Source organism: Actinoplanes sp. NPDC048967, from assembly GCF_040649415.1.
Classification (GTDB): domain Bacteria; phylum Actinomycetota; class Actinomycetes; order Mycobacteriales; family Micromonosporaceae; genus Actinoplanes.
Window position 1 is genome coordinate 882843 of sequence record NZ_JBEZFL010000003.1, and the last position, 25977, is coordinate 908819.

The window sequence follows — 25977 nt, forward strand, 5'->3', positions numbered from 1 at the left end:
CGACATGCGAGGACCCGCGTTGCGCATCGCGCTGCTGACCTATCGCGGCAACCCGACCTGCGGCGGCCAGGGAATCTACGTCCGGCACCTGAGCCGGGAGATCACCCGGCTCGGGCACCGGGTCGACGTCTTCTCCGGACCGCCGTACCCGGAGCTCGATCCGGGCGTCGCGCTGATCCGGGTGCCCAGCCTCGACCTCTACCGCGAACCTGACCCGTTCCGGGTTCCCCGGCTGCGCGAGTATCGCGACTGGATCGACGTCGTCGAGGTCGCCACGATGATGACGGCGGGGTTCCCCGAGCCCCGCACCTTCTCGTTGCGGGCGCGCCGCCTGCTGCGGGCATCCACCGAACGGTACGACGTGGTGCACGACAACCAGAGCCTCGGCTCCGGCCTGCTCGGACTGCTGCGCGACGGCGTGCCGCTGGTGACCACGGTGCACCATCCCATCCAGATCGACCGCGCCCTGGACCTGAGCGCGGCGGTGTCGCCGGCCAAGCGGCTGTCGCTACGGCGCTGGTACGGCTTCACCCGTATGCAACGCAAGGTCGCCGGCCGGCTGCCGGGCATCCTGACGGTCTCCAACGCCTCCCGCGACGAGATCGTCGAGCATCTCCGGGTGCCGGCCGAACGGATCTCCACCGTCCCCATCGGCACCGACCCGGACCGGTTCGCGCCGGATCCCGCCGTGCCGCGGGTCCCGGGCCAGATCGTCACCACGGCGAGCAGCGACGTCCCGCTCAAAGGCCTGGAGTATCTGGTGGAAGCCGTGGCCAAGATCCGCACGAGCCGCCCGGCGAGGTTGGTGGTGATCGGGTCGGCGACTCCCGGGCGCGTCGCCGACCTGCACGAGCGGTTCGGCGCGGGCACCGTCCGGTTCACCGGCCGGCTCAGCGAGGACGACCTGATCCACACCTTGCGCAGCTCCGAGATCGCGGTGGTCCCGTCATTGTTCGAGGGGTTCTCGCTGCCGGTGATCGAGGCCATGGGCTGCGGATTGCCGGTGATCGCGACGACCGCCGGGGCGCTGCCCGAGGTCGCCGGACCCGACGGGGTGGCGGCGCGGCTGGTGCCGCCGGCGGATTCCGAGGCGCTCGCCGAGCGCCTCGGCGAGCTGCTGGACGATCCCGGAGAACGCACCCGGTTGGGCCGGGCCGGGCGGGCCCGGGTCGAGCGGCAGTTCACGTGGGCCCGGTGCGCCGAGCGCACCGTCGAAAGTTACCGCGCGGCGATCGCCGCGCAGGAAGGACGCTTCGACCGGTGCTGACCATCGATTTCGCCAAACTGCCGCTGAAGCCGGGTGACCGCGCCCTGGACCTCGGCTGCGGCGCGGGACGGCATGCTTTCGAACTGTACCGGCGCGGCGCGAAGGTGACCGCCGTGGACCTCAACCCAGCCGACATCGCCCAGGTCAAGGACATGTTCGCGGCGATGGACGCGGCGGGTGAGACCGGTACGGCGGGTACGGCGATCGCCTTGCGGGGCGACGCGCGGCGCCTGCCGTTCGCGGACGGCTCGTTCGACGTGGTGGTTCTCTCGGAGGTGCTGGAGCACATCCCGGATGACCGGGCGGTCATCGCCGAGGCGCAGCGGGTGCTGGCGCCCGGCGGGATGCTGGCGGTCACCGTTCCGCGCTGGTGGCCGGAGCGGATCTGCTGGGCCCTCTCCGACGCCTACCACCAGGTCGAGGGCGGCCACATCCGGATCTATCGGCGCGGCCAGCTGCTGGCCCGGCTGCGCGCGGCCGGCTTCACCCCGAAGGGTACGCATCACGCGCATGCCCTGCATTCGCCGTACTGGTGGCTCAAATGCCTCGTGGGTCCGGACGATGAGCAGGCGCGCCTGCCGCAGCTGTACCACAGGCTCCTGGTGCACGACATCATGCACCGGCCGTGGTGGACCCGCATCCCGGAACGTCTGCTCAACCCGTTGGTCGGTAAGAGCTTCGTGGTCTACCTGGGCAAGGAGAAGGTCCCGGCATGACGGAGACCGTCCTGCTCCCCGGCCTCCCCGACGACGACTCGATCAACCGGACGATCGAGTTCATCCTGCTCACTCAGCAGCCCGACGGCGCCATCCCGTGGTTCGCCGGCGGTTACACGGATCCGTGGGACCACGTCGAGGCGGCGATGGCCCTGGACGCGGCGGGCCGGCACGAGGCGGCCGCGGCGGCGTTCGACTGGCTGCGCCGGGTGCAGAATCCGGACGGATCCTGGTACAGCCGGTACCAGGACGGCGTCGTCACCGATCACACCAAGGAGTCCAACTTCGCCGCGTACCTGGGTGTGGGGCTCTGGCACCATCTGCTGTGCACCGGCGACACCGCCTTCCTGCGGCGGATGTGGCCGGCGCTGCAGGCGATGGTCGACTTCGTCCTGCGCCTGCAACTGCCCGGTGGCCAGGTCGCCTGGGCGGTCAGCCCGGCCGGCACCCGGGCCGACGAGGCGCTGGTGACCGGCTGCAGCAGCATTCTGCACGGACTGCGGGGCGCGCTGGCGGTGGCCGCTCATCTCGGCCTGGCCCGCCCGCGCTGGCGGGAGGCAGCCGACCGGCTCGCCGGCGCGCTGACCGGGCATCCCGAACGGTTCTCCCCGCGGCACAGGTTCTCGATGGACTGGTACTACCCCGTCCTCGGCGGTGTGCTGCGCGGTGACGCCCGACGCGAACGCCTGGCCGATGACTGGGACCGATTCGTGGTGCCCGGCCTGGGGGCCCGGTGCGTGGCCGACCGGCCGTGGGTGACCGCCGCCGAAACCAGCGAGCTGGCCCTCGCCCTCTGCGCCACCGGCGACACCGCCGCCGCCGCGGACCTGCTGGCCGGGCTGGAGAAGCTACGCCACAGCGACGGCTCGTACTGGACCGGCTACGTGTACCCCGATGACGCCTACTGGCCGGTCGAGCGGACGACGTGGACCGCGGGAGCCGTCGTGCTCGCCACCGCGGCGGTCATGGGTGCGCCGGCGACCAGCCAGGTCTTCGCTACGCCGGCCGACTAGGGCACGGATGGGCGGACGTCGCCGACGGCCACCGGGTTCTTGCGGAGCACCCGCAGCGAGCCGGTGCCATCCGCGGCCGACTCGGTGAACTCCCCGCTGTCCAAGGCCCGCCGATAGATCCGGTAGGGCGCCTGCCCGCCGTCGGCGGGATCCGGGAAGACGTCGTGGATCACCAGCAGACCACCGGGCAGCAGGTGCGGCGTCCAGCCCTGGTAGTCCTGTTCCGCGGCGGCGTCGGTGTGCCCGCCGTCGATGAACACGAGCGCGACCGGGCTCCCCCACAACCCGGCGGCGGTGGCCGACGAGCCGACGAGCGCCACCACCACGTCCTCGAGACCGGCGCGATGCAGTGTGCGGCGGAAGGTGGGCAACGTGTCGATGCGGCCCGTCACCGGATCGACGAGGTCGGGCTCGTGATACTCCCAGCCGGGCTGGTGCTCCTCCGAGCCGTGGTGGTGGTCGACGGTGATGAGCCGCCGGCCCCGGGCCTGAGCCGCGGCCCCGAGATAGACAGTCGACTTGCCGCAGTACGTGCCGACCTCCAGCAGGTGGCCGAGCTCACCGGCCGCGATCCCGGCGGCGTACAGCGCCAGGCCTTCGTCCGGTGGCATGAAGCCACGGGCCTCCGTCGCGATCGCCCGGAGCCGGGCATCCATCGGCACCGGGTGCGCGGCCGTCACCGTGGTCCTACGCCCGCTCGGCGGTGGCCGGGTCGAAGAGCTGCGCCAGTGTCCGCAGCGGTCGTACCACTTCCGCCGGCGCGGGCAGGGCGTCGTTCTCGGCCTTCAGACGCCGCGCCGCGGTCGCGTACCCGCCGTCGCGGGGCAGTAGATCGGTGACCATGCGGCAGATTGTGTCACGGTCCATGTCCTCCCAATCGAGCACCAGACCGGCCCCCGCACCGGACAGCCGCTCCGCGTTGAAGGCGTGGTCCGGCAACGACGGGGTGATCAGTTGCGGCACTCCCGCGGCCACCCCGGTCAGCACCGTGCCGGTGCCGCCGTGCGAGACCAGCACGTCGGCGTCGGCGAGTATCCGGTGCAGCGGCACGTCGTGCACCACCCGGACGTTGGCCGGCAGGCCGGTCAAGAGGGCGCCGTCGGCCCGGGACACCGCGACGACGACGTCGACGTCCAGCTCCGCTATCGCGGCGATCTGCTGCGGTACGCCGAAGACGTGCGCACCGAGAACCGGATCCGTGGTGCCGCCGGTGACGCACACGAGCGGTCGCGACGTGCGCATGCCGTACCAGGCTGACTCGCCGGCCGACGCGTAGTACGGGACATAACGCATGTGCTGCGTCGGATACGGCGTGTCCACCTGAAGGCTCGGCGGGCAGTTGTCGAGCGTCAGCGTGCCCCACACGTCGTCGGTGTCGAAGCCGTACCGGGCGAACAGGTCCCGGACCGGCCCGCCGACGCCGCGCCCCATCACCTGGCGAAAGTGTCCGGGCAGGTCGGGGCCCCACAGGTGCCTGACCGACGGGATGCCGCGCAGGTTGGCCAGCACCGGGCCCGCGTAGCTCATCAGGTCGTACACGACCAGGTCGGGCTGCCAGGACTCGGCGAACTCGATGGTCGCGGGCAGCATCGCGTCGGCGACCTCCACGAAGACCTCGACGGCGTGCAGCAGCTTCCCGTAGTCCATGGCCACCCGGGTGGTCGCCGAACTCTGCTCCGGGTCCAGCTCCAGGGCGCCCTTCAGCAGGGAGTGGAAGTCGACCGGCCGGCCGGCCGGCACACCGATGAGGCCGGTGCTCTCCACTGTGGCGAGGTGGTCGGGGGCGGTGACCACCCGTACGTCCACACCGTCGGCCGCCAGCGCCCGGGCCACCGGCACGAGCGGATAGAAGTGGGAGGGCCAGGCCCAGGTGGTGAACAGCGCTTTCATGAACTCTCCCGTGCTCGGACGGATACGGTCGGCCGTGACGTCTGCTCGCCGCGCGCTCCGGTCGCCGGCGTGACCAGGTCACGGATCAGACGGCAGATGAGCCCGACGTCGTCGGCGGTGAGGTCGGCCGAGTTCGGCAGCACGAGGATCTGCTCGGCGAGACGCTCGGAGCGGGGCAACGGCAGCGGCCGGTGCCGCTCCTGCGGGTACGGCTCCAGCCGGTGGTTGCCGGGGTGGAAGTACACCTTGGCGAAGACGTTCTCCTGCGCCAGGCGACGGACGATCTCGTCCCGGGTCACACCGGCACGCGCGGGGTCGACCTGGACGGACAGGTACGAGTAGTTGCTGGCGTCGGCGGGCCGCGGGCCACGCACGGCGATGCCGGGCAGGTCCCGCAGACCGTCGGCGTACCAGGTGTGCCGCTGCTCGTTGCCGGCGATGAGGCCGGTGATGTTCTCCACCGCGGTCAGGCCCATGGCGGCGGAGATCTCGTGCATCTTGGCGTTGGTGCCCAAGGAGCGCACCACGCCGTCGTCGTCCTGACCGAAGTTGCGCATCGCACGCACCCGCGCGGCCAGTTCGTCGTCGTCCGTGGCGACCGCGCCGCCCTCGAACGAGTTGACGAACTTGGTCGCGTGGAAGCTGAAGATCTCCGCCCGGCCCAGCGTCCCGACCCGGCGGCCGTCCGTGGCCGAACCGAGCGCGTGCGCGGCGTCGAAAAGCAGCGCGAGGCCGAACTCGGCGGCCACCGCCTCCAGTCCGGCCGCGTCACAACAGGTGCCCAGCAGGTGTACGCCCACGATGCCGCTGGTGCGTGGCGTCACGAGCCGGCGGACATGCTCCGGGTCGAGGCAACCGTAGGCGTCGACGTCACCGAAGACCGGGGTCAGTCCCTGCCAGCTGAGCGCGTGTGGTGTGGCGACGTAGGTGAACGAGGGCACGATCACCTCGCCGGTGAGGCCGCACGCGCGCACGGCGAGCTCGAGGGCGACGGTTCCGTTGGTCACCGCGATGCAGTGCCGGGCGCCGGTCAGCCGGCGAAGGCGATCCTCGAACTCCCGCACCAGCGGGCCGTTGTTGCTCAGCGTCCGGCGGCTGAGAGCCCCGGCGATGCGATCCAGCACGCGGTCCCGGTCCGGGATGTTCGGCGCCCCCACCCGGACGGCGTGGCCGAACGCGGCACTTGCCGCCGGACTCGCACTCACAGCGACGCCCGACGTCGCCACCGCGATCGGGCGACTTCCACCTCAGCACAATGATGAGTCACATCGGTAGTGTATTGCATGACATCACCGTAGTGATAGCTGTCGACGTCGAGGAGAAGACGATCGTGTCGCGACACGTGAGGCACCGGCGTGGGCCCTGGCTCGCACTCCTGCTGGCTTCCTGGACGCTGCTGGCCGCGTTCGTCCTGCCGTTCGCCGATCGTCTGAGCTCGTTGGACCAGGGCGACAACTCCGGACGGATGGCGGCGGGAGCGGCCTCCACCGAGGTCGCCCGTCTCGAGGAGCAGGTTCGGGGCGACGTGTCCGATCTCGTCGTGGTCTTCCATCGCGACGGCGGGCTCTCCCCCGCCGACCTGGCCGCCGTGACCGCGAGTCGTGACCGGGTGGCGGCCACGACCCCGGACACCAGCGCGGTGGTCCGGGCGCCGGACGGTGCGGCAGCGAGCTTCCGGACCACGGCGCCGGCCCATGCCGAGGCGGAGGCAGTGACCCGCCTGCGAGCCGATCTCCCCGCCGGCACCGGCCTGCGGGTGGAGGTGACCGGCCCGGGCGCCCTCGAGGCAGATCTGGACAACGCTCTCGACGGGGTCGACGGCAAGCTGCTCACCGGCTCGGCGATCGTCGTGGTGATCATTCTGCTGCTGACGTACCGCAGCCCGACCCTGTGGCTGCTGCCGCTGATCTCCGTGGCGGTCGCTCTCGAGGCGGCACGGGCCGCGGTCTACGCGTACGGCCGGCTCGGTGGCGCCGTCACCGGCTTCGGCACCGCCATCCTGACAGTGCTGGTCTTCGGCTGCGGCACCGACTACTCGCTGCTGCTGATCACCCGCTATCGCGAGGAACTACGCGGGCAGCAGGACCGCTTCCCGGCCATGCGACGGGCCCTCGCCAGGTGCATCGGCGCGATCCTGGCGTCCGCCGCGACGGTGGCCACGGCACTGCTGTGCCTCCTGCTGGCCGATCTCGGCGAGACCCGGTTGCTGGGTCCGACGCTCGCCATCGCCGTACTGGTGACCGTCCTGGTCGTGCTCGGCCTGCTGCCTGTGCTGCTGCTGGCCGGCGGCCGGTGGATCTTCTGGCCGATGACTCCGGCCGTCGGCACGACCGGCCGGACGGCGGGCTGGGCCTGGGCGGCTCGTACGGTTGCCCGGCGTCGGCGTGCCGTGCTCGTCGGCGCGACGATCGTGTTGCTGCTGCTCAGCGGCGGGCTGGCCGGGGCGCGCCTGGACCTCGCCCCGACCGAGGCGTTCCGCGACACCCCCGAGTCGGTGGCGGGCCTGTCCACCATCGCCGACCACTTCTCCCCCGGCGCGGTCGCTCCGGTGGTGATCGTTCTTCCCGGTGGCCGCGATCAGCACGTCTTCACAGCGGTACGCGACACGCCCGGCGTCCTGGCCGTGCGGTGGGACAGCGCGATCGATGGACGAGCCGTGCTGGAGGCGACGTTGGACAGCGGACCGTACGAGCAACGGGCCCGCGCCGTGGTGACCGAGGTGCGCGCCCGCCTCGACGGCACCGCGGCACTGGTGGGCGGGACCACCGCTGAGCAGATCGACCGGAGCCGGACCACCCGGCGTGACAACGAGGTGGTGGCGCCCTGCATCCTCCTTCTCATCGCGCTGATCCTGGGCCTGTTGCTGCGCTCGGTCGTCGCAGCCGTCTGCCTGGCCCTGACCGTCGTGCTGAGCTTCACGGCCACCCTCGGCGTCAGCACACTCGCCTACGATCACCTGTTCGGCTTCGCCGGGATGAGCCCCGAGACCCCGCTGTACGCGTTCCTCTTCCTGGTACCGCTCGGCGTCGACTACACGATCTTCCTCATGCACCGGGTACGGGAGGAGACCTGGTCGGCCGGGACCGCCGAAGGGATGCTGCGCGGGCTGATCGGCACCGGCGGAGTGATCACCTCGGCCGGTGTCGTCCTGGCGGGCACCTTCGCGGTGCTCATCACCCTGCCGCTCGTCCAGTTCGCCGAGGTGGGTTTCGCGGTGACGCTCGGGGTGCTGCTCGACGCCTTGGTCGTGCGGGCGACGCTGGTCCCGGCGGTCGTACTGACGCTCGGCGACCGCATCTGGTGGCCGGCCCGGGCGCCGGGCGGACCGCGCACCGGGCAGCTCTCCACCCTGGAGCCGACCCGGCCGTTCAACTCACGGATTGATGTGGCATCCACGCCCGATCACTAGCCTCGGAGGCGAAGCCCGGCGCACTGACCGAAGGAGCAGGGACGATGTTCTCCACACCAGAATGGCTGCAGGACGCGCTCCTGTGGGCTCTCGGTGCCGCCGTGGTAGCCATCATGATCTACCGGCAGCTCCGCCGGCGGCAGCTGACCCTGCGGCGGCTCGCCGCGCTCCCGCTGGTCGTCGCGGTCCTTGCTTTCATCGTCGACCCTGACATGGTGGACCGGCTGCACCAGTCGCTGGACCTCATGGTCTTCGGCGTCGGCGTGCTGCTGGCTGTCGCGACCGGCATAGCGCGCGCCTTCACCATGGACGTGTCCATCGTCGACGATGTCGCGTTCGCCCAGGGCAACCGCCGGACGGTGATCCTGTGGTGCCTGACCTTCGCCCTGCGCATCGGCGAGTTCGTCACCGCCCACCAGATCGGCGCCGAGGAAGGGGTCGGCGAGGCGATGCTCTTCTTCGCCACGACGCTCACCTCCCAGAGCTGCACACTGGCCTGGCGTGGAGCGGTCGCCCTCAGAGGAACGCGAAACGACGCCATGGAGTTCGTGGAATGAGCGGAGGTCCGCTGCCCCCCGCCGTGGAGGCCGTCACCAAGCACCATCGGTGGTACGGCGGTGCCTCGGACACCGTCCGCATTGCGGGCGGTGTGCTGTACGCCGCTCTGGCCTTCGCCACCGTCTCCGGCCGGCAGTACCTGTACGCCGTCCCACTCGTGCTGGTGACTCTGGCGGGCGGGAGCTACGCCCGGTTGCTGCGTGACCGCGGACCCCGGCATGTCCTGGCCGGCCTGACAACGGCGGTGGCGGCCGGCGACGCCTTCTACGCCCTGGCGCCACGCTCGGTCGGCTGGGCCGTGTCGCTGGTGGTGTTGCCGTGGGCGCTGGGCCGGCTGCCGGTGCGATGGACCGAAGTGTTCGGAGTGGCGGTGGTGACCGCCGTGAGCGCCATCGGCTTCCTGCGCGACTCGACCGCGGTGGCCTTCGGACTGATGGCCGGCTGCCTGGGCGTCACGCTGATCGGATTCAGCGTCCGTACCGCCCGCCGCCAGGCCGCTGACATCGCCCGGCTGCTGGTCAGCGAGCGGGCGGCCCGGACTGCGGCGGCCCGCTCCGAGATGCTCGCCGAACGCCAGCGGCTGGCCCGCGAGGTGCACGACATCCTGGGGCACACGTTGTCGGCGCAGGTCATGTGCCTGGAGAACGCGCTTCTGCTGCTCGACCGCGACGCGCCCAAGGAGGCCGTGACCAAGCAGGTGGAGCAGGCCCAACGACTGGCCCGCGCCGGCGTCATGGAAACCCGGCGGGCGGTGTATTCCCTGCGCGGGACAGCCCGCCCCGCACCCGAGACGATCGAGCGGCTCGCGACCGAGGCCAACGCGGAGTTCACCTGCTTCGGCGAGGACCGGGCCGTGTCACCGGAGGTCGCGCTCACCCTGGAACGGGCGGTGCAGGAGGCGCTGACGAACGCTCGCAAGTACGCACCGGGCGCGGACGTCACGGTGCACCTGCAGTTCGACGAGGAAGGCTACGGGGTGGACGTCACCGACACCGGTGCCCGTGAGCCGCACGTCCCCACCGACACGGGTACCGGATACGGACTGGCCGGAATGCGCGAACGGGCCGAGTTGCTGAACGGCCGGTTCGACGCGGCCCCGTTTGGTGAAGGGTTCCGGGTCCGGCTATGGATACCAGCATGACTCGAGACTCACGAACGATCCGTGTTGTCATCGCCGACGACCAGCGCCTCGTCCGTGACGGCCTGCAAATGATGCTGTCCATGCTCGACGGTGTGCAGGTGGTGGCGATCGCCGCCGACGGCGACGAGGCGATCGCCGCGGCCGCCGCCCACGATCCCGACGTGGTGTTGATGGACCTGCGGATGCCCCGCACGGACGGGGTCACGGCGACCCGGCGGATCCGGACGGAGTTCCCGCGGACCGAGGTTGTCGTCCTGACCACCTTCGCGGAGGACACCGAGATATTCGGCGCCTTGCGCGCGGGTGCGCGGGGCTATCTGACCAAGGACGCGAGCGCCGAGGACATCGCCCGTGCTCTCGAACGGGTGGTCCGGGGCGGCGCCGACCTCACTCCGGACGTCCAGCGCCGGTTGCTGGAACACCTGCCCCTGTCGGCGGACGTCTTCGACGGCGAGGCGCCCGACGGGCTCACGGAGCGGGAGGTCGACGTCCTGCGACTGGTGGCGCGCGGGCTGTCGAACACCGACATAGCGGCCGCGCTGGTGCTCAGCCAGGCGACGGTCAAGACCCACATCAACCACGTCTTCGCCAAGACCGGGGTGCGCGACCGCGCCCAGGCCGTCGCCTACGCCTACCGGCGGGGACTGATGTCCTGATGGGCCGCCCACCGGCTCGCCGAGGAGCCACGACGAATGTCCACCGACCGCTGTGTCACCGCGTCAGGATCGGAGCTGAATGAAAGCACTCGTACTGGCCGGCGGTCGAGGTACCCGCCTGCGCCCGCTCACCCACACCTCCGCGAAGCAGTTGTTCCCCGTCGCCAACAAACCCGTCCTGCTGTACGGATTGACCGCCATCCGGGAAGCCGGCATCACCGACGTCGGAATCATCATCGGTGACACCGGCGCGGAGGTACGCAGCACGCTGGGCGACGGCAGCGACTTCGGCGTCTCCATCACCTACATCCCGCAACAGGCGCCGCTGGGCCTGGCCCACTGCGTCCTGATCGCCCGCGACTTCCTCGGTGACGACGACTTCGTGCTCTACCTCGGCGACAACTTCCTGGTCGGTGGCATCCGGGACCTGGTGGAATCCTTCCGTCCCGAGGTGTACTCCGCGCAGATCCTGCTGACCAGGGTCGACGACCCGCAGGCGTACGGCGTGGCGGTGCTCGACCGCAGCGGCGAGATCGTCGGACTGGAGGAGAAGCCCGCCGACCCCAGCAGTGACCTGGCGATCGTCGGGGTGTACCTCTTCACCCGGGCGATCCACGAGGCGGTCCGGGCCATCAAACCGTCGCGCCGGGGCGAGCTGGAGATCACCGACGCCGTGCAGTGGCTGATCGACGAGGGCCACCGGGTGGCCTCGCACCGGGTGACCGGCTATTGGAAGGACACCGGCCAGGTGCAGGACATGCTCGAGTGCAATCGCATGGTGCTGGAGTCCGCGCAGACCAGCATCGAGGGCACCGTGGACCCCGCGACCGAGATCATCGGCCCGGTGATCATCGAGGAGGGCGCCGTGGTCGAGGACTCCATGCTGCGGGGACCGCTCATCGTCGGCGCCAACTGCAAGATCATCCGCTCGTACATCGGGCCCTTCACCTCGATCGGCTCGGACTGCACACTGGAGGACGCGGAGATCGAATACTCGATCATGTTCAGCTCATCGACGATCCGCGGTGTCTCCCGTATCGAGTCGTCGCTCATCGGCCGGTACGTCGAGGTGACCCTCGCGACGAAGGCCCCGAACACCCATCAACTGGTCGTCGGTGACCAGAGCACCCTGAAGCTGCGGCCGTGAGGACGCTCGTCGCCGGGGGTGCCGGCTTCATCGGGTCGCACTACGTGCGCAGTCTGCTGTCCGGCCGCTACGGTCCGGACGCCGAGGTCACGGTGCTGGACAAGCTCACCTACGCCGGCAATCCGGCGAATCTGGCCGAGGTCGCCGCCGACCCGCGGTTCCGTCTCGTGCAAGGGGACATCACCGATACCGAATGCCTCGATCGACTGCTGCCCGGTCACGACGTGGTGGTCAACTTCGCGGCCGAGACACACGTCGACCGGTCCATCGCGGACGCCGGATCCTTCGTCAACAGCAATGTCGTCGGGGTCCACCGCCTGCTCGAGGCCGTCCGCAAGGCGCGGATCCCCACCATGATCCAGGTCTCCACCGACGAGGTGTACGGCTCGATCGACGCCGGATCATGGACGGAGGACGACCCGGTGCTGCCGAACTCTCCGTACTCGGCGAGCAAGGCGTCGGGTGACCTGATGTGCCGCGCCTACCACCACACGTACGGGCTGGACGTGCGGGTCACGCGGTGCTCCAACACGTACGGCCCGTTCCAGTATCCCGAGAAGGTCATTCCGCTGTTCGTCACCCGGCTGCTCGACGGAGGACGGGTTCCGCTCTACGGAGACGGTGGAAACATGCGGGACTGGCTCCATGTCGATGATCACTGCGACGGCGTCCAGACCGTGCTGGAGCGGGGCGAGCCGGGCGAGATCTACAACATCGGCGGTGGCACCGAGCTGTCGAACCGCGAGCTGACCACGATGGTGCTGGCCGAATGTGCCGCGGACTGGTCGGTCGTCGACCGGGTCACCGACCGGCCCGGCCACGACCGCCGATACTCCGTCGACATCACGAAGATCAAGAAGCTGGGGTACGAGCCCCGGACACCGTTGGCCCGCGGCCTGGCCGACGTCGTCGCGTGGTACCGGGAGAACCGAGCTTGGTGGCAGCCCGCCGTTGCCGAGGGCACGCCGACCACGGGTGAAAGGATTCCGGCATGCTGAGATGAGCATCGCCCGCCGGGCAAAAATGCATGCGCCGTGCACCGACTTATCGTCTGCACACGGCGCATTCGGCATTCACATCTGGCTGGAGATCACGATCGCAACGCCAAGATCGACAACGGCGCGAAGAAAGCGATCGACATCGAGCCGCACAAGGTCGGCCCGAATGGAGCCGAACCGGCGACCGACGATACCGACGATCTGCTCCTCTGTCCGATTGCCGTCACAAAGTTCGAGAATGCAGCGTCCGACATCATTGGTCGTGAAGCTGGCTCCGTCGTGTTCCGCGACGACATTGTGCAATCCTTCGCCAACTTCTTCGATCGCCACCATTCCACACTTTGGAACGGTCACAGCCGACTCGCCACCCGCGTTACTCTCCGGTACTGCCTCTTCCACCTTCGATTCCCCCGTATCTCGCACCGGCATCACCCCGTAGTGCCACAGTCATCGGGATCCCCCACCCTCCCGAACCGGCTTGAGCTGCTGAAACTCCCCGACCGCAGCACCGCCGGTGCACAGGGTCGCCGGCGTCCAGACACCGTCGCGGGTGGCGATCGGCCGGTCGTCATGCTCCCGTGCTTGCTATTCAACGACTGTCGCCGTTCATACTACATTCAACTCCCGCGATGTTATAGCCGTGTTGCCGCCGAAGATCAACGGCCGATCGACCCGATGAGATGATCTGCACGATCTGCACACTGCTCCAGATCGGCTCTTAGCGCCGCCCAGCCTCGTCACACCCGGATGACCCGGTCGTCCACGGGTCGCGGCCATCCCGCCCGCATCGGTTCTGAGCAGCAATGAACGTGAAGCACGGCGCGGCAGACCCCCGATGATCCGTCGTTCGGGACCGGCGACAGCATGCGCCCGACAACGACAAATCCACCCCCCATAGTCCGGCCGGGGTACAAATTCCCAGCCATTTCATAGGAGCTTCTGCTACGGTCCCGCAAAGCCGCATCGCGACTCACGCCGCGCTATCCGGCGGGCCGCCGCATCGGAGATCACCAAAGGCTCCGGCGGTCGCTGTTCGCCGCCGCGCCGCCGCCCACGCCGCCGCGCTGCTGCCCAAGCCAGCATGCCGCCACCCATGCCGCTCGGCCGCCAAGCCGCCGCGCCGCCGCCCGAGCCACCGGGCCGCCGCTCGAACCACCACGCCGCCGCGCCGCCCACGCCACGCCGCCGCCCAAGCCACCAAGCCGCCGCCCACCCTGCTGAGCCGCCAAGCCGCCGCGCCGCCGCCCACGCCCCCGGGCCGCCGGGCCGCCGCCCACGCCACCGAGCCGTCGAGCCACCGCCCAAACCGTCGAGCCGTAACCCGCCCGAGGACGGCACGCGGTCCAGGCTCAGCAATACAACGCGGCGTCAATCCCGATCGCGCCGGCAGAGGCGCGCCCCTTCCCCCGCCCACGTCGTTGCAGATCCCGGTAGTGGCCGTACACGTCGGCACGCATCTTCCGGCGGACACATCGGGAACCGGGCCGATCGTGGCCTCGGCCGTCGGCATCACCCGGAATAGGGACTGTCGCGGCCCTCGCCGAGGACGCACCCTCGGTACCCAACTGCCATTCGCGGCCGAACAGAACGTGACCGACGGTGGTCATCGGTAGGCGGTCTAGGAGAACCAGCCGACCGCCCAGGAAGCTCGGCCACACCGCCGCCTGATAACCGACGGGCCACATCCCGGACTACTTCGACAGGAGATGCCGGCTCACCGGACGGCCAGCGGCACATCGCCCAGAACGACAGAAAGGCCGCACACGAGCCGGAAATCCGACTCGCCCGCGGCCCGAGCGTAAGCTCCCCCGATTGGACTCGAACCAATAACCTGCCGGTTAACAGCCGGCTGCTCTGCCAATTGAGCTACAGGGGATCAAACCGTCACCTCCGCTCCCGCTCCCGCTTCCGCGGTAGTGGTGGCGACCGGAACGACAATACATGACCGGCCGCCCAGGGTGAAAACGGGTGACCCGGCGCGCCGGGGCGCGCGCAACAGGGATGAAACACAGACCAGGGGCATGACTGCGGTGCAGGATGGGTAAGCACCTGTTCGACGCACGAGCGTCACCGAACGGAAGGAGCCGCCATGCGCGGAAAGCTCATGTTCATCACGGGTCTCGCGGCGGGCTTCGTCCTGGGCAGCCGTGCCGGCCGGGAGAAGTACGAAGAGATCACCGCCAACGCCAAGAAGGTGTGGGAGCACCCGACGGTCCAGGAGGCCGCCGGAGTCGCCCAGGCGCAGGCCAACAAGCTCTACACCGAGGGCAAGGACAAGCTCAACGAGTCCAAGATCGGTGAGAAGCTCAAGTCCGCCAGCACCAGCTCCAGCACGGGCTCCGAGACCAGCACGCTGTCCACCAGCGGGTCCGGGATGACCTCGTCGAACGGCACCGGCACCACGTACTGACAAGTACCGCTTCTCAAGGCCCGGCCCACCAACGGTGGACCGGGCCTTTGGCGTCCGGACAACAAGCGCTCCGGGGCAACGAGCGCTCCGGGACGGGACGACGTAGCGCGTCAGGACAACGAGCGCGTTAAAACAACGACGGGCGCCTCAGGAGGACGACGAGAAGGCCGCGTCGAAGGCCGCGCTCGGCGCGTCGAAGGCCAGCCGGCGCACGAACTGCAGTGCCTCCGGGGCGCCGACCAGGCGGTCCATGCCGGCGTCCTCCCATTCGACGGACAGCGGGCCGGTGTAGCCGATCGCGTTCAGGGCGCGGAAGCAGTCCTCCCACGGCACGTCGCCGTGCCCGGTGGAGACGAAGTCCCAGCCCCGGCGCAGGTCGGCCCACGGCAGGTGGGAGGCCATCCGGCCGCGGCGGCCGTCACCGGTACGGACCTTCGCGTCCTTGCAGTCGACGTGGTAGATCTTGTCGGCGAACTCGAGAATGAAGTTCACCGGATCGAGGTCCTGCCAGACGAAGTGCGACGGGTCCCAGTTGAGCCCGAACGCCGGCCGGTTGCCGATCGCCTCCAGCGTGCGCCGGGTGGTCCAGTAGTCGTACGCGATCTCGCTGGGGTGCACCTCGTGGGCGAACCGCACGCCCTCGGCGTCGAAGACGTCGAGGATCGGGTTCCACCGGTCGGCGAAGTCCTGGTAGCCGCGCTCGATCATGGCCGGCGGCACCGGCGGGAACATGGCCACGGTGTGCCAGATCGAGGAGCCGGTGAAGCCCACGACGGTGTCCACGCCGAGCCGGGCGGCGGCCCGGGCGGTGTCCTTCATCCGCTCGGCGGCCCGCTGCCGCACCCCTTCGGCCTCGCCGTCGCCCCAGATCGCCGCGGGCAGGATGTCCTGGTGCCGCTCGTCGATCGGGTGGTCGCAGACCGCCTGGCCGACCAGGTGATTGGAGATCGCGAAGACCTTCAGGTTGTGCTTCGCGAGCTGCTCGCGCTTGCGGTCGACGTAGTCGTCCTCCGCCAGCGCCCGGTCGACCTCGAAGTGGTCACCCCAGCAGGCGATCTCCAGGCCGTCGTAGCCCCACTCGGCAGCCAGCCGGCAGACCTCCTCGAACGGCAGGTCGGCCCACTGGCCGGTGAAGAGCGTGATGGGTCGCGCCATTGTCAAAACTCCCTGTTCGCCGGTGCACGAAAAGGGTTCCGGTGGCCCGCGCGAGGGTGGCGGGCCGCAGGCATCACCGGTCGGGACGTCGCGGCCGGGCCGGGTTTGCGCCTCCCGGTCCGGCCCGCCCGTCGCGGCGGTGCCTGCACCGACTCTAGAGCCGCGGCCGCGGCCGCGAAAGCCCCGCGATCAGTGTGCGGCGCAGGCCTCGGCGGGCGGCGACAGCCCGAGCTCACCCAGGGCACTTTTCAGGTACGCGAGCTGGGCGCCCGTGCCCCCGGCGGGGGACTCGACGGCCAGGTATTCGGTGCCGGGGTGTGCGCCGGAGAGCAGGTGCCGCAGCGCCGCCTGCCAGACCTCCGTGGTGGCGGTCAGCGGCGGTGGGGGCGGGGTGTGCAGGGGCACGTGGCACCGCACCCGCCACGGGCCGGGCGGGAAGTCGGCGAGCGCCTGGGTCAGGTCGTCGACCTTCGCGCCGGCGGGGTTGGTCACCTGGTGCGGGTGGCCGGCTTGCACGTACCCCCGCAGCGCCTCCGCGGCCGCGACCGGATCGGTGGCCTCGAGCGCCGCGGCGATCTCGACCCGGATGACCGCGACGCCGGCCGCGGCCAGCCGGTCCAGGGCCGCGACCGGGCTCTCCCAGGTGCAGGCCAGGTCGGCCAGGTCGAGGCAGACGCCGAGGCGGTCGCGGTCGAGCCGGCCGAACGCCTCGACGATCGAGTCGGTGTCGTCGAGGACGAAGCCGGGCTCGGGCTGGAAGCCGACGCGGACCGCCCGGCCGGTGTGCCAGGCCACCTCGGCGAGGCCGGCGGAGAGCCGGGAGAGGACCCGGGCGGCGGCCTTCTGCTTGGCGGCGTCCCAGCCCGCGCGCGGGCCGAGGCCGGTGGTCGTCACCGCGCCGCGGACGGCGTCCTCGGGCAGCAGGTCGGTGAGGATGCGGGCCAGATCGAGGGTGTATTCGAGCCGGGCCGGGTGGCTCCAGTCCGGCCCGGTGGGGTCCTCGTCGCCGCCCTCGGCGTAGGGCGCTCCGCTCAGCGTGACGATCTCGAGCCCGCGGGCTTGGAGCTCGGCACGCAGCCGGGTGCGGGAGCGCCCGTCGATCGCGAGGGCGGCGGCGAGGGTGGGCGGGAGCCAGAGGCTCACCCCCAGGGTGTCCACGGCCAACCGGTCACGGACGGCGGCGTACGCGTCGAGGTGCTCGACGACGGCCGGGAGGTCCCGGGCAGGCCGCTCGTGGGTGCCATGGCTCAGGTGGACAACCCGGCCCGGGTGGTGGCGCAAACGCATCAGAATCCCTCCTGGAGCGGGGCGTCACCGGTGCATTCGCACGTGCATCGGTTCGTGCAGCGTCCAGTATGGATCATCTGGCCGCGATTTTCCGATGCGGTCGTGGCGGACCGACGGGATGCCATGACGCCTCCATCCGTGGGTTGTCTGCCCCCGGATACGAGCCTCGACCGCCTGCCGGATCAGCGGCGTACCGGCCGTGCGACGCGCTGACCGGCGCAGACATGATCCACAAAGGGCGGTGGCATCGGCTCGTGCCGATGCCACCGCCCACCATGACCTGCTCGTGAAGCCTTCCGACAGCAAGTCGACACACCATCGGAGAGAGCGTTATCTGTGCATCAAATGCACACTTGGACACGCACGGAACGATCACACGTGCGGATGTCCCACAGCTGTCCGGCACCGGCCGGGAACCCGGACGGTCGATGCCGGACAGCCGCTCCGCCGCCCGCCCGACGACCCGGGGCGCAACCGGTTCGTCCCTCGCGGCGCACGGCGGAGGTCTGGTTCACACTCCTGCCAGCACGGCCTCCACGTCCACCCAGGACGACGCGGCAGCCGAGCGCTCCACCGCGTCGAGGACGAGCTGCACCTGCAACGCGTCGGCGAACGAGGGCGTCGGGTCCTGTCCGGTGGCGATCGCCTCGATCAGGTCCCGCATCTCGTGGGTGAAGGTGTGCTCGTAACCGATCGGGTGACCCGCCGGCCACCACGCCGCCATGTACGGGTGGTCCGGCTCGGTCACCAGGATCCGGCTGAAGCCCTGCTCCGCGCTGGGCAGTGCGGCGTCGTAGAACTGGAGCTCGTTCATCCGCTCGAAGTCGAACACCAGCGAACCCAGCGAGCCGTTCAGCTCCACCCGCAGCCCGTTCTTGCGGCCGGTGGCGAAGCGGGTCGCCTCGTACGTGGCCACCGCTCCCCCGTCCAGCCGGGCCAGGAACAGCGCCGCGTCGTCCACGGTCACCTGACCGCGGCCGGAACTGCCGTTGCCCTCCGCCGACAGCCCGGCCGCCGCGGTGGGCAGCGGCCGCTCCTTCACGAAGGTCTCGGTCAGTGCGCTCACCCCGGTGATCGACTGGCCCGTGACGTACTGGGTCAGGTCGACGATGTGGGCCCCGATGTCGCCCAGCGCACCCGAGCCGGCCACGTCCCGGCGCAGCCGCCACACCAGCGGGAACTCCGGGTCGACGATCCAGTCCTGGAGGTAGACCGCCCGCACGTGACGGATGGTGCCGATGCGGCCGTCGGCCACGAGCTGCCGCATCAGCGCCACCGCCGGGACCCGGCGATAGTTGAACGCGCACATCGCCCGTACCCCCCGGGTCTGGGCCTGGGCCGCGGCCGCGGCCATCTCCCGGGCCTCGGCCACCGAATTGGCCAGGGGTTTCTCGCACAGCACGTGCTTGCCCGCGGCCAGCGCGGCCAGCGCGATCTCGCGGTGGGTGTCGCCCGGCGTGCAGATGTCGACCAGGTCGATGTCGTCACGCTCGACGACCGCACGCCAGTCGGTGGCATGCCCCTCCCAGCCGAGCTTGGCCGCCGCGGCCGCGACCTTGTCCTCGTCGCGGCCGCAGACGACCGACATCCGTGCCGACAGCGGCAGGTCGAAGGCGTGGTTCACGGTGCGCCATGCCTGTGAATGCGCGGCGCCCATGAACGCGTACCCGACCATGCCGACCCGCAGCTGCCCCATGTGATCTCCTTCTACGCCGAAGTGGACGGAACGCTCAGAAGCCGAGCTTGGCGTACTGGGCGGCGTTCTCCTTGGTGATCGTTTCGGAGGCGAGGGTGATCTCCTTGGGCACCTGGAGCTCCACCAGGTCCGACATGCCCTTGTTCTGGCCGATCAACCGGGCCAGCGAGATGGCCGACGAAGCCATCGACGGGCTGTAGGTCACCGTTGCCTTGAGAGGGCCGTTGTCGGCGGCGATCGCGTCCATGGCCGCCTTCGAGCCGGCGCCGCCGACCATGAAGAACTCCTTGCGGCTGGCCTGGTTGATCGCCGCGAGCACGCCGATGCCCTGGTCGTCGTCGTGGTTCCAGATGGCGTCGATCTTCGGCAGGGCCTGCAGCAGGTCGGTCGCGGCCCGCTGGCCACCGTCGGCGGTGAAGTCCGCCGGCCGCCGGTTGGCGACCTTGAAGCCGAAGGTCGCCAGCGCCTCGACGAAGCCCTTCGACCGCTCCTGGGTCAGCTCCAGCGAGTCGATGCCGGGGATCTCGCCGATGATCGGGTTGGTGACGCCCTTGGCCTTGAGCTGCTGGCCGATGTAGGTCCCGGCGGCGATGCCCATGCCGAAGTTGTCACCCTTGATCTGCAGCCGGTACGCCGCCCGGTCCGGGAACGCCCGGTCCAGGTTGACCACCGGGATGCCGGCCTTCATGGCCTCCAGGCCGGTGGCGTTGAGCTCCTTGCCGTCGTGCGGCAGCATCACCAGCACGTTCGGCTTCTGCGCGATCAGGGTGGCCAGCGCGGCCCGCTGGGTCGCGGCGTCCGCACCGGCCTCGACGGCGCGCAGCTCCACGTCCTTGTACGCCTGGGCCTGCGCCTTGGCGTTGTTGGTGATGGCCGCGATCCAGCCGTGGTCGGCGGCCGGCGCGGAGAAACCGATGACCACCTTGGTGCCCGGGGCGGCGTTCGGGTTGGAGTCCTCGTTGCCGGTGTTGACCTGGGTGTTCTCCTCCGGCGTGTTGCTGGTGCAGGCGGTGAGCAGGGCGCCGGCGCCGACCGCGGCGCCACCGAAGAGGATGCGGCGGCGGGACAAGTTCGACATGTTTTCTCCAGGGGTGACCGGGCGGCCGTCACCGGTCGCCGTGGGGTTTGTGGGGTAGGTCAGCTCTTGGTACGACCCAGGAGTTGAGTGAGTGACTTGTAACGGAACTGCTGGACCAGCACGGCCGCGACGATGATGGCGCCCTTGACCATGTTCTGGGCCTCGGTGGAGAGATTGTTGATCGCAAAAAGGTTGGTGATGGTGGAGAACACCAGCACGCCGAACAGCGCGCCGATGATGGTGCCGCGGCCGCCGCTGAGCAGCGTGCCACCGATGATCGCCGCGGCGATCGCGTCCAGTTCGTACAGGTTCGCCATGGCGGCCTGAGCACTGGTCGCCTGGGACGTCAACATGATCGCCGCGATGCCGCAGCAGAGGCCGGACAACGCGTACAGCAGCACGGTGTGGAACTTGACGTTGATGCCCGCCAGCCGGGCCGCCTCCGGGTTGCCGCCGACGGCCACCGTGCGGCGACCGAAGGTGGTGCGGTTCAGCAGCACCCAGCCCGCGGCCACGACCAGCGCCAGGATGTAGACCAGCAGCGGGATGCCGAGCCACCGGGTGCTGGCGATGTCGTTGATCGTGGTGTTGGCCGACACCTGGGTCTGCTTGCCGGAGATCTGCGCCGCCACACCGCGGGCGGCGACCATCATGGCCAGCGTCGCGATGAAGGGCACCAACCGGCCGTACGAGATGAGCACGCCGTTGATCAGCCCGACCACGATGCCGACCACCAGGGCGGTGAAGATCATGCCCAGGGTGCCGTAGCTCTGCGTCGCCAGCGTGGTGGACCAGACGCCGGCCACCGCGATGATCGCGCCGACCGACAGGTCGATGCCACCACCGATGATCACGAACGTCATGCCGACGGTGACCACACCGATCGCGGACGCCTGCTGCAGGATCGTGAAGGTGTTGTTCTTCACCCAGGTGACGTCGCCGTACAGCTCGGGCCGGGTGGCGGCACCGATGATCACCAGGATCACCAGCACGCCGACGAGGCCGAGGTTGCGGCGCAGCGGCTCGGCGCCGTCGCCCTTGAACCAGTTGCCGCGCGACCGGGCCTGGCCGGTCGCGGGCGGTGGCGGCTCAACCGGCGGACTCTGCGCCGGCAGGCTTGCCTTGGTCGTCTGATCGGTCATGCCGGCTCCCCTTCCATCAGAGATCCCGCCATGACGAGATCAAGAACAGTGGCTTCGTCGATCTCGCTCGCGGGCGCCTCGTGGATCAGGTGCCCCTCGCGCATGACCAGCACCCGGTCAGCCAGACCGAGCACCTCGGGGACCTCGCTGGAGACCAGCAGCACACCCACCCCACGGGCGGCGAGATCCGCAATGACCTGGTAGAGCTCGGCCCGCGCGCCGACGTCCACGCCCCGGGTCGGCTCGTCGAGCAGCAACAGCTTGGTCCCGCCGAGCAGCCACCGCCCGACGACGACCTTCTGCTGGTTGCCGCCGGAGAGCGTGCGCACCGGCCGGCTCACGTCCCGCGGACGCAACTCCAGCGCGTCGGCGGTCTCGGCCGAGGCCGAACGTTCCTTGTCGACATCGGTGAAACCACCGCGCGCGTACCCGCTGAAGGTGGCCAGCGTCATGTTCCGGTAGATCGGCTCGTCCAGCAGCAGAGCCTGGCTCTTGCGCTCCTCCGGGGCCATGCCCATGCCGGCCCGCACCGCGGCCCCGATCGACGTGATCCGCTTACCGTTGAGCGTGACAGTGCCGCTGTCCGCCCGCCGGGCCCCGAAAATCGTCTCCAGCAGCTCCGAACGCCCCGACCCGACCAGCCCGGCGATCCCGACGATCTCCCCAGCCTTGACGCTCAGCGACGCATCGGCGAACTCCCCGGCCCGGGTCAGCCCCTCCACCTGCAACAGCGGCGTGGTGCCGGTCTTGACCTCGCGCGGCGGGAAGACGTACTCGATGGTCCGGCCGGTCATCCGGCTGACCAGCTCCCGCGTGGGCGTGCTGCGGGCGGGCAGATTGGCGGCGGTGGTACGGCCGTCCTTGAGCACGGTGACCCGGTCGCCGATGTCGCGGATCTCCTCCAGCCGGTGCGAGATGTAGATGACCGCGATGCCGTGCGCGGTCAGCTCGCGGATGATCCGGAAGAGGTTCTCGACCTCGTCATGAGCAAGCACAGCGCTGGGCTCGTCCATGACGATCAGCCGGGCGTCGTGCGAGAGCGCACGGGCCATGCTGACGATCTGCTTGCCGGCCGCGGGCAACGACCGGACCAGGCGGCGCGGCGAGATGTGGTCATGCCCGAGCCGGGCCAGGATCTGCCTCGTACGGTGCGCGGTGGAACCCCGCCGCAGGAAACCGGCGCGGCTCTCCTCGTGCCCCAGGAAGGCGTTCTCGGCGACGGAGAGATCGTCGACGAGGTCGAGCTCCTGGTAGATGGTGGCGATCCCGGCCCGCATGGCGGCCTGGGGGCTGGCCGGGGCGAAGGGCTCCCCCAGCCAGGTGATGCTGCCCTCGTCGGCGTGGTGGACGCCGGCGAGAACCTTGATGAGCGTGGACTTGCCGGCGCCGTTCTGGCCGAGCAGGCAGTGAACCTCGCCGGCCCGGACCTCGAGCTGCACGCCGTCGAGGGCGCGGACGCCGGGGAAGGTCTTGACCACGCCGTCCAGACGGAGGACGACCTCGCCGATGCCGTCGCGTTCGCGTTGCTCGGTGCCCGTGGCGGCCGGGCTTCCCGCGGCGGCCGGGCTTCCGGTGGCTGTGCTTCCGGTGAGCGCGTTTCCGGCGGCGTTGTTTTCATTGGCCGGGCTTCCGGCGGCGTTGCGTTCGTTGGCCGGGCTTCCGGCAGCCGGGGTTTCTGGCGCCGGGACGGCGGTGGGCCGGTCGTCGCGGGCCGGTTCGGGGGCGGTCATGACGCCTGCTCGAAGGCCGTGTCGCTGGCCAGGACGGCCGCGCCGCTCACGCCCGCGCGGGCGCCGAGCTCGCTGAGCACCACCGGTAGGTTGCCGGTGGCCAGCGGTAGCGAGCGCCGGTAGACCACGCTGCGGATCTCGGCGAGCAGGATGTGACCGAGCTGGGCGAGCCCGCCCCCGATGACGATCATCGACGGGTTCGCGAAGCTCACCAGCGTGGCCAGCGTCGCCCCGACCCGGCGACCCCCGTCGCGAATCAGCCGGATGCAGGTGACGTCGCCCTCCGCGGCGCCGTCGGCCACATCCCGGGCGCCGATCTCACCGTTGGCCTCCAACCGCTCGGCCAGCGCCGGGGACTCACCGCTGCGGGCCGCCGCACCGGCATCACGGGCCAGAGCGGCTCCGCTGAACAGTGCTTCGAGGCAACCGGCGTTGCCGCAGGAACACATCGGCCCGTGCGCGTCGACCTGGATGTGGCCGATGTCGCCCGCGCAGCCGTCGACACCCCGGTAGACACCGCCGCCGAGGTGGATGCCGCAGCCTATGCCCGTACCGATCTTGACGAAGAGGAAGTCGTCCACAGAGTGGGCGACCCCGCCGTGCCGCTCCCCGATGGCCATGATGTTGACGTCGTTGTCCACGACGGCCGGGCACCCGTGCTCGCGGGCGAGCAGCTCACGCACCGGGTAGCGGTCCCAGCCGGGCATGATCGGCGGCGACACCGGCACCCCGTCCCGGAAACTCACCGGCCCCGGCACCCCGATGCCGACGGCATCGAGCCGGTCGAAAGCACCGTCGGTGCGGGCCTTGGCGAGCAGCTCATTGACCCGGTGCAGGATGACCTTCGGCCCGGACCGGATGTCAGCGCTTTCGCGGTACGCCGCGACGGGCTCGAGCCGCCCGTTGGTCACCTCGACATCGATGGAGCTGGCGCCGAGATCAACAGCGGCGAACCGAAGTCGCGGCTGCAACTCGACAAGAGTGGAACGCCGGCCACCCCGCGAAGCGGCCATCCCGGCCTCCGCGATGTAGCCCGCGGCGACGAGCCGCTCGACCTCGGCGAGCAGTCGGGGACGGGTCAGATCGAGCCGATCACCGAGCTCGGCCCGAGAGATCGGACCCTCGTCCCGCAACAAGCGCAACAAGCGCAGATGGGGAGCGTCGACGACATGCACGGGCACCTCCGGCCGTTCACACCGCCGAAACGGGACGGTGTCACGACCGTCACACTAGGGCTCTTCCGGTGGGCTCGTCCATACCTTCTCGATGATCACCACAAACTTTTGTCGCCTGATTCAAAAGTAACTGCATCCGCCGCCCTGGACAGTAAGCCATCCGGAGCGTGCCCGTCGACGCACGCAACGCTGCCCCGCCGCTGCCTGGTGGGGTGATCTTGCGCCGCGGGCGAGGGAAGCGACTCAGGTCTGAGGACTAGAGGTTGAAGTCGGTGGGGCGCATACCGGGCCGGGTCTGAGCGAGCGCCGAGGCGGTCTCTTTCGGTCGGCAGCTTGCGTCCGCATACGCGCCGGACCCAGGGTTCGCGGGCCGCCCGGCGCGCGACAGGTACGCGGGGCGCGGGATGCGGATGCGGGATGCGGGATGCGGATGCGGATGCGGGGCGCGGGATGCCGGGCGCGGGATGCCGGGCGCGGGCGCGGGATACGGGGCGCGGGCGCGGGATACGGGGCGCGGGCGCGAAATGCGGGACGCGGGCGCGGGGCGCGGGGCGCGGGCGCGAAATGCGGGACGCGGGACGCGGGACGCGGGACGCGGGACGCGGGACGCGGGACGCGGGACGCGGGACGCGGGATACGGGCGCGGGACGCGGGACGCGGGATACGGGCGCGGGACGCGGGACGCGGGATACGGGCGCGGGACGCGGGATACGGGCGCGGGACGCGGGATACGGGCGCGGGACGCGGGATACGGGCGCGGGACGCGGGATACGGGCGCGGGACGCGGGACGCGGGACGCGGGCGCGGGACGCGGGCGCGGGACGCAGGCGCGGGACGCAGGCGCGGGACGCCGGGCGCGGGACGCCGGGCGCGGGACGCCGGGCGCGGGACGCCGGGCGCGGGACGCCGGGCGCGGGACGCAGGCGCGGGACGCCGGGCGCGGGACGCCGGGCGCGGGCGCGGGACGCGGGCGCGGGACGCGGGCGCGGGACGCGGGCGCGGGACGCGGGATCTGGGCTGTCAGGCACCCGAAGCGCGGCGTGCGGGATCCGAGGCACAAGCCTCCAGGACGCGGGCGCAGGGCGCTCCGCGCAACTCGGGGCGAGGCACGAAACGCGGGAGCGAGCACGAGCCGCGAAACGCGGGGCACGAGACACGAGCCGCGAGCACGAGGCGCGAAACGCGGGCACGAGGCACGAGCCGCGAAACGCGGGGGCGAGCACGAGTCGCGGGCACAAGACAAGAGCCGCAAGCACGAGGCCCGAGGACCAGGCACGAGCCGCGGACACAAGGCGTGCAGGCGAGGCGCGAAACGCCGAGCGCAAGGCGCCAAACGCGGCACGCCAAACGCAAAGCGCCGAGCGCGGCACACCGAGCGCGTGGCACGCGAACAAGCGGCGCACGAGACGCCAACATGCAGGCGCGGCGCGCAGAACGTGCGGACCCGAGGCACGCGCCGAGACTCCAGCCGCGTGAACGCCGAACGCGGTGCGAACAGGGCGCGAGAGG

Annotated in this window: 21 protein-coding genes and 1 tRNA gene; 10 read left to right on the forward strand and 12 right to left on the reverse strand. The window is 70.6% G+C overall.

The features are described 5' to 3' along the window. The first annotated feature begins 4 nt into the window (after positions 1-4). From AB0C12_RS16750 to AB0C12_RS16760, 3 genes are read left to right on the forward strand one after another with little or no spacing between them, the layout of a single operon-like run. Complete coding sequence (locus AB0C12_RS16750) at positions 5-1267, forward strand: glycosyltransferase family 4 protein (protein WP_360548680.1); 1263 nt, start codon at positions 5-7, stop codon at positions 1265-1267. Then, complete coding sequence (locus AB0C12_RS16755) at positions 1261-1983, forward strand: class I SAM-dependent methyltransferase (RefSeq protein WP_360548682.1); 723 nt, start codon at positions 1261-1263, stop codon at positions 1981-1983. Before AB0C12_RS16750 ends, AB0C12_RS16755 begins: the two co-directional genes overlap by 7 nt. Beyond that, entirely contained in the window at positions 1980-2996 is a 1017-nt protein-coding gene (locus AB0C12_RS16760) for a prenyltransferase/squalene oxidase repeat-containing protein (RefSeq protein ID WP_360548684.1), read from the forward strand. Before AB0C12_RS16755 ends, AB0C12_RS16760 begins: the two co-directional genes overlap by 4 nt. Here AB0C12_RS16760 and AB0C12_RS16765 read toward each other — a convergent pair. The 3 genes from AB0C12_RS16765 to AB0C12_RS16775 are packed head-to-tail and all read right to left on the reverse strand — an operon-like array spanning position 2993 to position 6091. Continuing rightward, entirely contained in the window at positions 2993-3652 is a 660-nt protein-coding gene (locus tag AB0C12_RS16765; protein ID WP_360548686.1) for a class I SAM-dependent methyltransferase, read from the reverse strand. The two genes, AB0C12_RS16760 and AB0C12_RS16765, sit on opposite strands and share 4 nt — an antisense overlap. A gap of 31 nt (positions 3653-3683) precedes the next feature. Next, entirely contained in the window at positions 3684-4886 is a 1203-nt protein-coding gene (locus AB0C12_RS16770; protein WP_360548688.1) for a nucleotide disphospho-sugar-binding domain-containing protein, read from the reverse strand. Then, the gene (locus AB0C12_RS16775; RefSeq protein WP_360548690.1) at positions 4883-6091 is read right to left on the reverse strand and encodes a DegT/DnrJ/EryC1/StrS family aminotransferase; all 1209 of its coding nucleotides are present in this window, start codon (positions 6089-6091) and stop codon (positions 4883-4885) included. The genes AB0C12_RS16770 and AB0C12_RS16775 overlap by 4 nt, the downstream gene beginning before the upstream one ends. A gap of 125 nt (positions 6092-6216) precedes the next feature. Between AB0C12_RS16775 and AB0C12_RS16780 the strand changes: the two genes are divergently transcribed. The 6 genes from AB0C12_RS16780 to rfbB all read left to right on the forward strand — a co-directional run bounded on the left by AB0C12_RS16780 (position 6217) and on the right by rfbB (position 12795). After that, complete coding sequence (locus AB0C12_RS16780; RefSeq protein ID WP_360548692.1) at positions 6217-8295, forward strand: MMPL family transporter; 2079 nt, start codon at positions 6217-6219, stop codon at positions 8293-8295. 44 nt (positions 8296-8339) lie between these two features. Continuing rightward, on the forward strand, positions 8340-8852 hold the full coding sequence (locus tag AB0C12_RS16785; RefSeq protein WP_360548694.1) for a hypothetical protein: 513 nt from the start codon (positions 8340-8342) through the stop codon (positions 8850-8852). After that, complete coding sequence (locus AB0C12_RS16790) at positions 8849-9994, forward strand: histidine kinase (protein WP_360548696.1); 1146 nt, start codon at positions 8849-8851, stop codon at positions 9992-9994. Before AB0C12_RS16785 ends, AB0C12_RS16790 begins: the two co-directional genes overlap by 4 nt. Continuing rightward, the gene (locus AB0C12_RS16795) at positions 9991-10650 is read left to right on the forward strand and encodes a response regulator transcription factor (protein ID WP_360548698.1); all 660 of its coding nucleotides are present in this window, start codon (positions 9991-9993) and stop codon (positions 10648-10650) included. The genes AB0C12_RS16790 and AB0C12_RS16795 overlap by 4 nt, the downstream gene beginning before the upstream one ends. A gap of 79 nt (positions 10651-10729) precedes the next feature. Beyond that, positions 10730-11797, forward strand: a complete 1068-nt coding sequence (locus AB0C12_RS16800; RefSeq protein WP_360548700.1) for a glucose-1-phosphate thymidylyltransferase — start codon at positions 10730-10732, stop codon at positions 11795-11797. Next, positions 11794-12795, forward strand: coding sequence for a dTDP-glucose 4,6-dehydratase (gene rfbB / locus AB0C12_RS16805; protein WP_360548702.1), 1002 nt, complete (start codon positions 11794-11796; stop codon positions 12793-12795). Before AB0C12_RS16800 ends, rfbB begins: the two co-directional genes overlap by 4 nt. Before the next feature lie 75 nt (positions 12796-12870). On the opposite strand, the gene AB0C12_RS16810 is transcribed toward rfbB, so the two are convergent. After that, the gene (locus AB0C12_RS16810) at positions 12871-13128 is read right to left on the reverse strand and encodes a PqqD family protein (RefSeq protein WP_360548704.1); all 258 of its coding nucleotides are present in this window, start codon (positions 13126-13128) and stop codon (positions 12871-12873) included. A gap of 1470 nt (positions 13129-14598) precedes the next feature. Beyond that, positions 14599-14671, reverse strand: a tRNA-Asn gene (locus AB0C12_RS16815). 213 nt (positions 14672-14884) lie between these two features. On the opposite strand from AB0C12_RS16815, the gene AB0C12_RS16820 reads away from it, so the two are divergent. Next, positions 14885-15205, forward strand: coding sequence for a hypothetical protein (locus tag AB0C12_RS16820; protein WP_360548706.1), 321 nt, complete (start codon positions 14885-14887; stop codon positions 15203-15205). Positions 15206-15352: 147 nt separating this feature from the next. Here AB0C12_RS16820 and AB0C12_RS16825 read toward each other — a convergent pair whose 3' ends face one another. The 7 genes from AB0C12_RS16825 to AB0C12_RS16855 form a co-directional block, all read right to left on the reverse strand. Continuing rightward, complete coding sequence (locus AB0C12_RS16825; protein ID WP_360548708.1) at positions 15353-16360, reverse strand: sugar phosphate isomerase/epimerase family protein; 1008 nt, start codon at positions 16358-16360, stop codon at positions 15353-15355. 189 nt (positions 16361-16549) lie between these two features. Beyond that, the gene (locus tag AB0C12_RS16830) at positions 16550-17647 is read right to left on the reverse strand and encodes a TIM barrel protein (RefSeq protein ID WP_360548710.1); all 1098 of its coding nucleotides are present in this window, start codon (positions 17645-17647) and stop codon (positions 16550-16552) included. Between the two features lie 511 nt (positions 17648-18158). Further along, positions 18159-19343, reverse strand: coding sequence for a Gfo/Idh/MocA family oxidoreductase (locus tag AB0C12_RS16835; RefSeq protein WP_360548712.1), 1185 nt, complete (start codon positions 19341-19343; stop codon positions 18159-18161). Between the two features lie 34 nt (positions 19344-19377). Continuing rightward, positions 19378-20421 carry a substrate-binding domain-containing protein gene (locus tag AB0C12_RS16840; protein WP_360548714.1) on the reverse strand — a complete coding sequence of 348 codons (1044 nt, stop codon included), beginning with the start codon at positions 20419-20421 and terminating at the stop codon, positions 19378-19380. Positions 20422-20480: 59 nt separating this feature from the next. After that, positions 20481-21563: an ABC transporter permease gene (locus tag AB0C12_RS16845; protein ID WP_360548716.1), complete on the reverse strand. Its 1083-nt coding sequence runs from the start codon at positions 21561-21563 to the stop codon at positions 20481-20483. Then, the gene (locus tag AB0C12_RS16850) at positions 21560-23293 is read right to left on the reverse strand and encodes a sugar ABC transporter ATP-binding protein (protein WP_360548718.1); all 1734 of its coding nucleotides are present in this window, start codon (positions 23291-23293) and stop codon (positions 21560-21562) included. The genes AB0C12_RS16845 and AB0C12_RS16850 overlap by 4 nt, the downstream gene beginning before the upstream one ends. Then, the gene (locus AB0C12_RS16855; RefSeq protein WP_360548720.1) at positions 23290-24468 is read right to left on the reverse strand and encodes an ROK family transcriptional regulator; all 1179 of its coding nucleotides are present in this window, start codon (positions 24466-24468) and stop codon (positions 23290-23292) included. The genes AB0C12_RS16850 and AB0C12_RS16855 overlap by 4 nt, the downstream gene beginning before the upstream one ends. Between the last annotated feature and the right edge of the window lie 1509 nt (positions 24469-25977).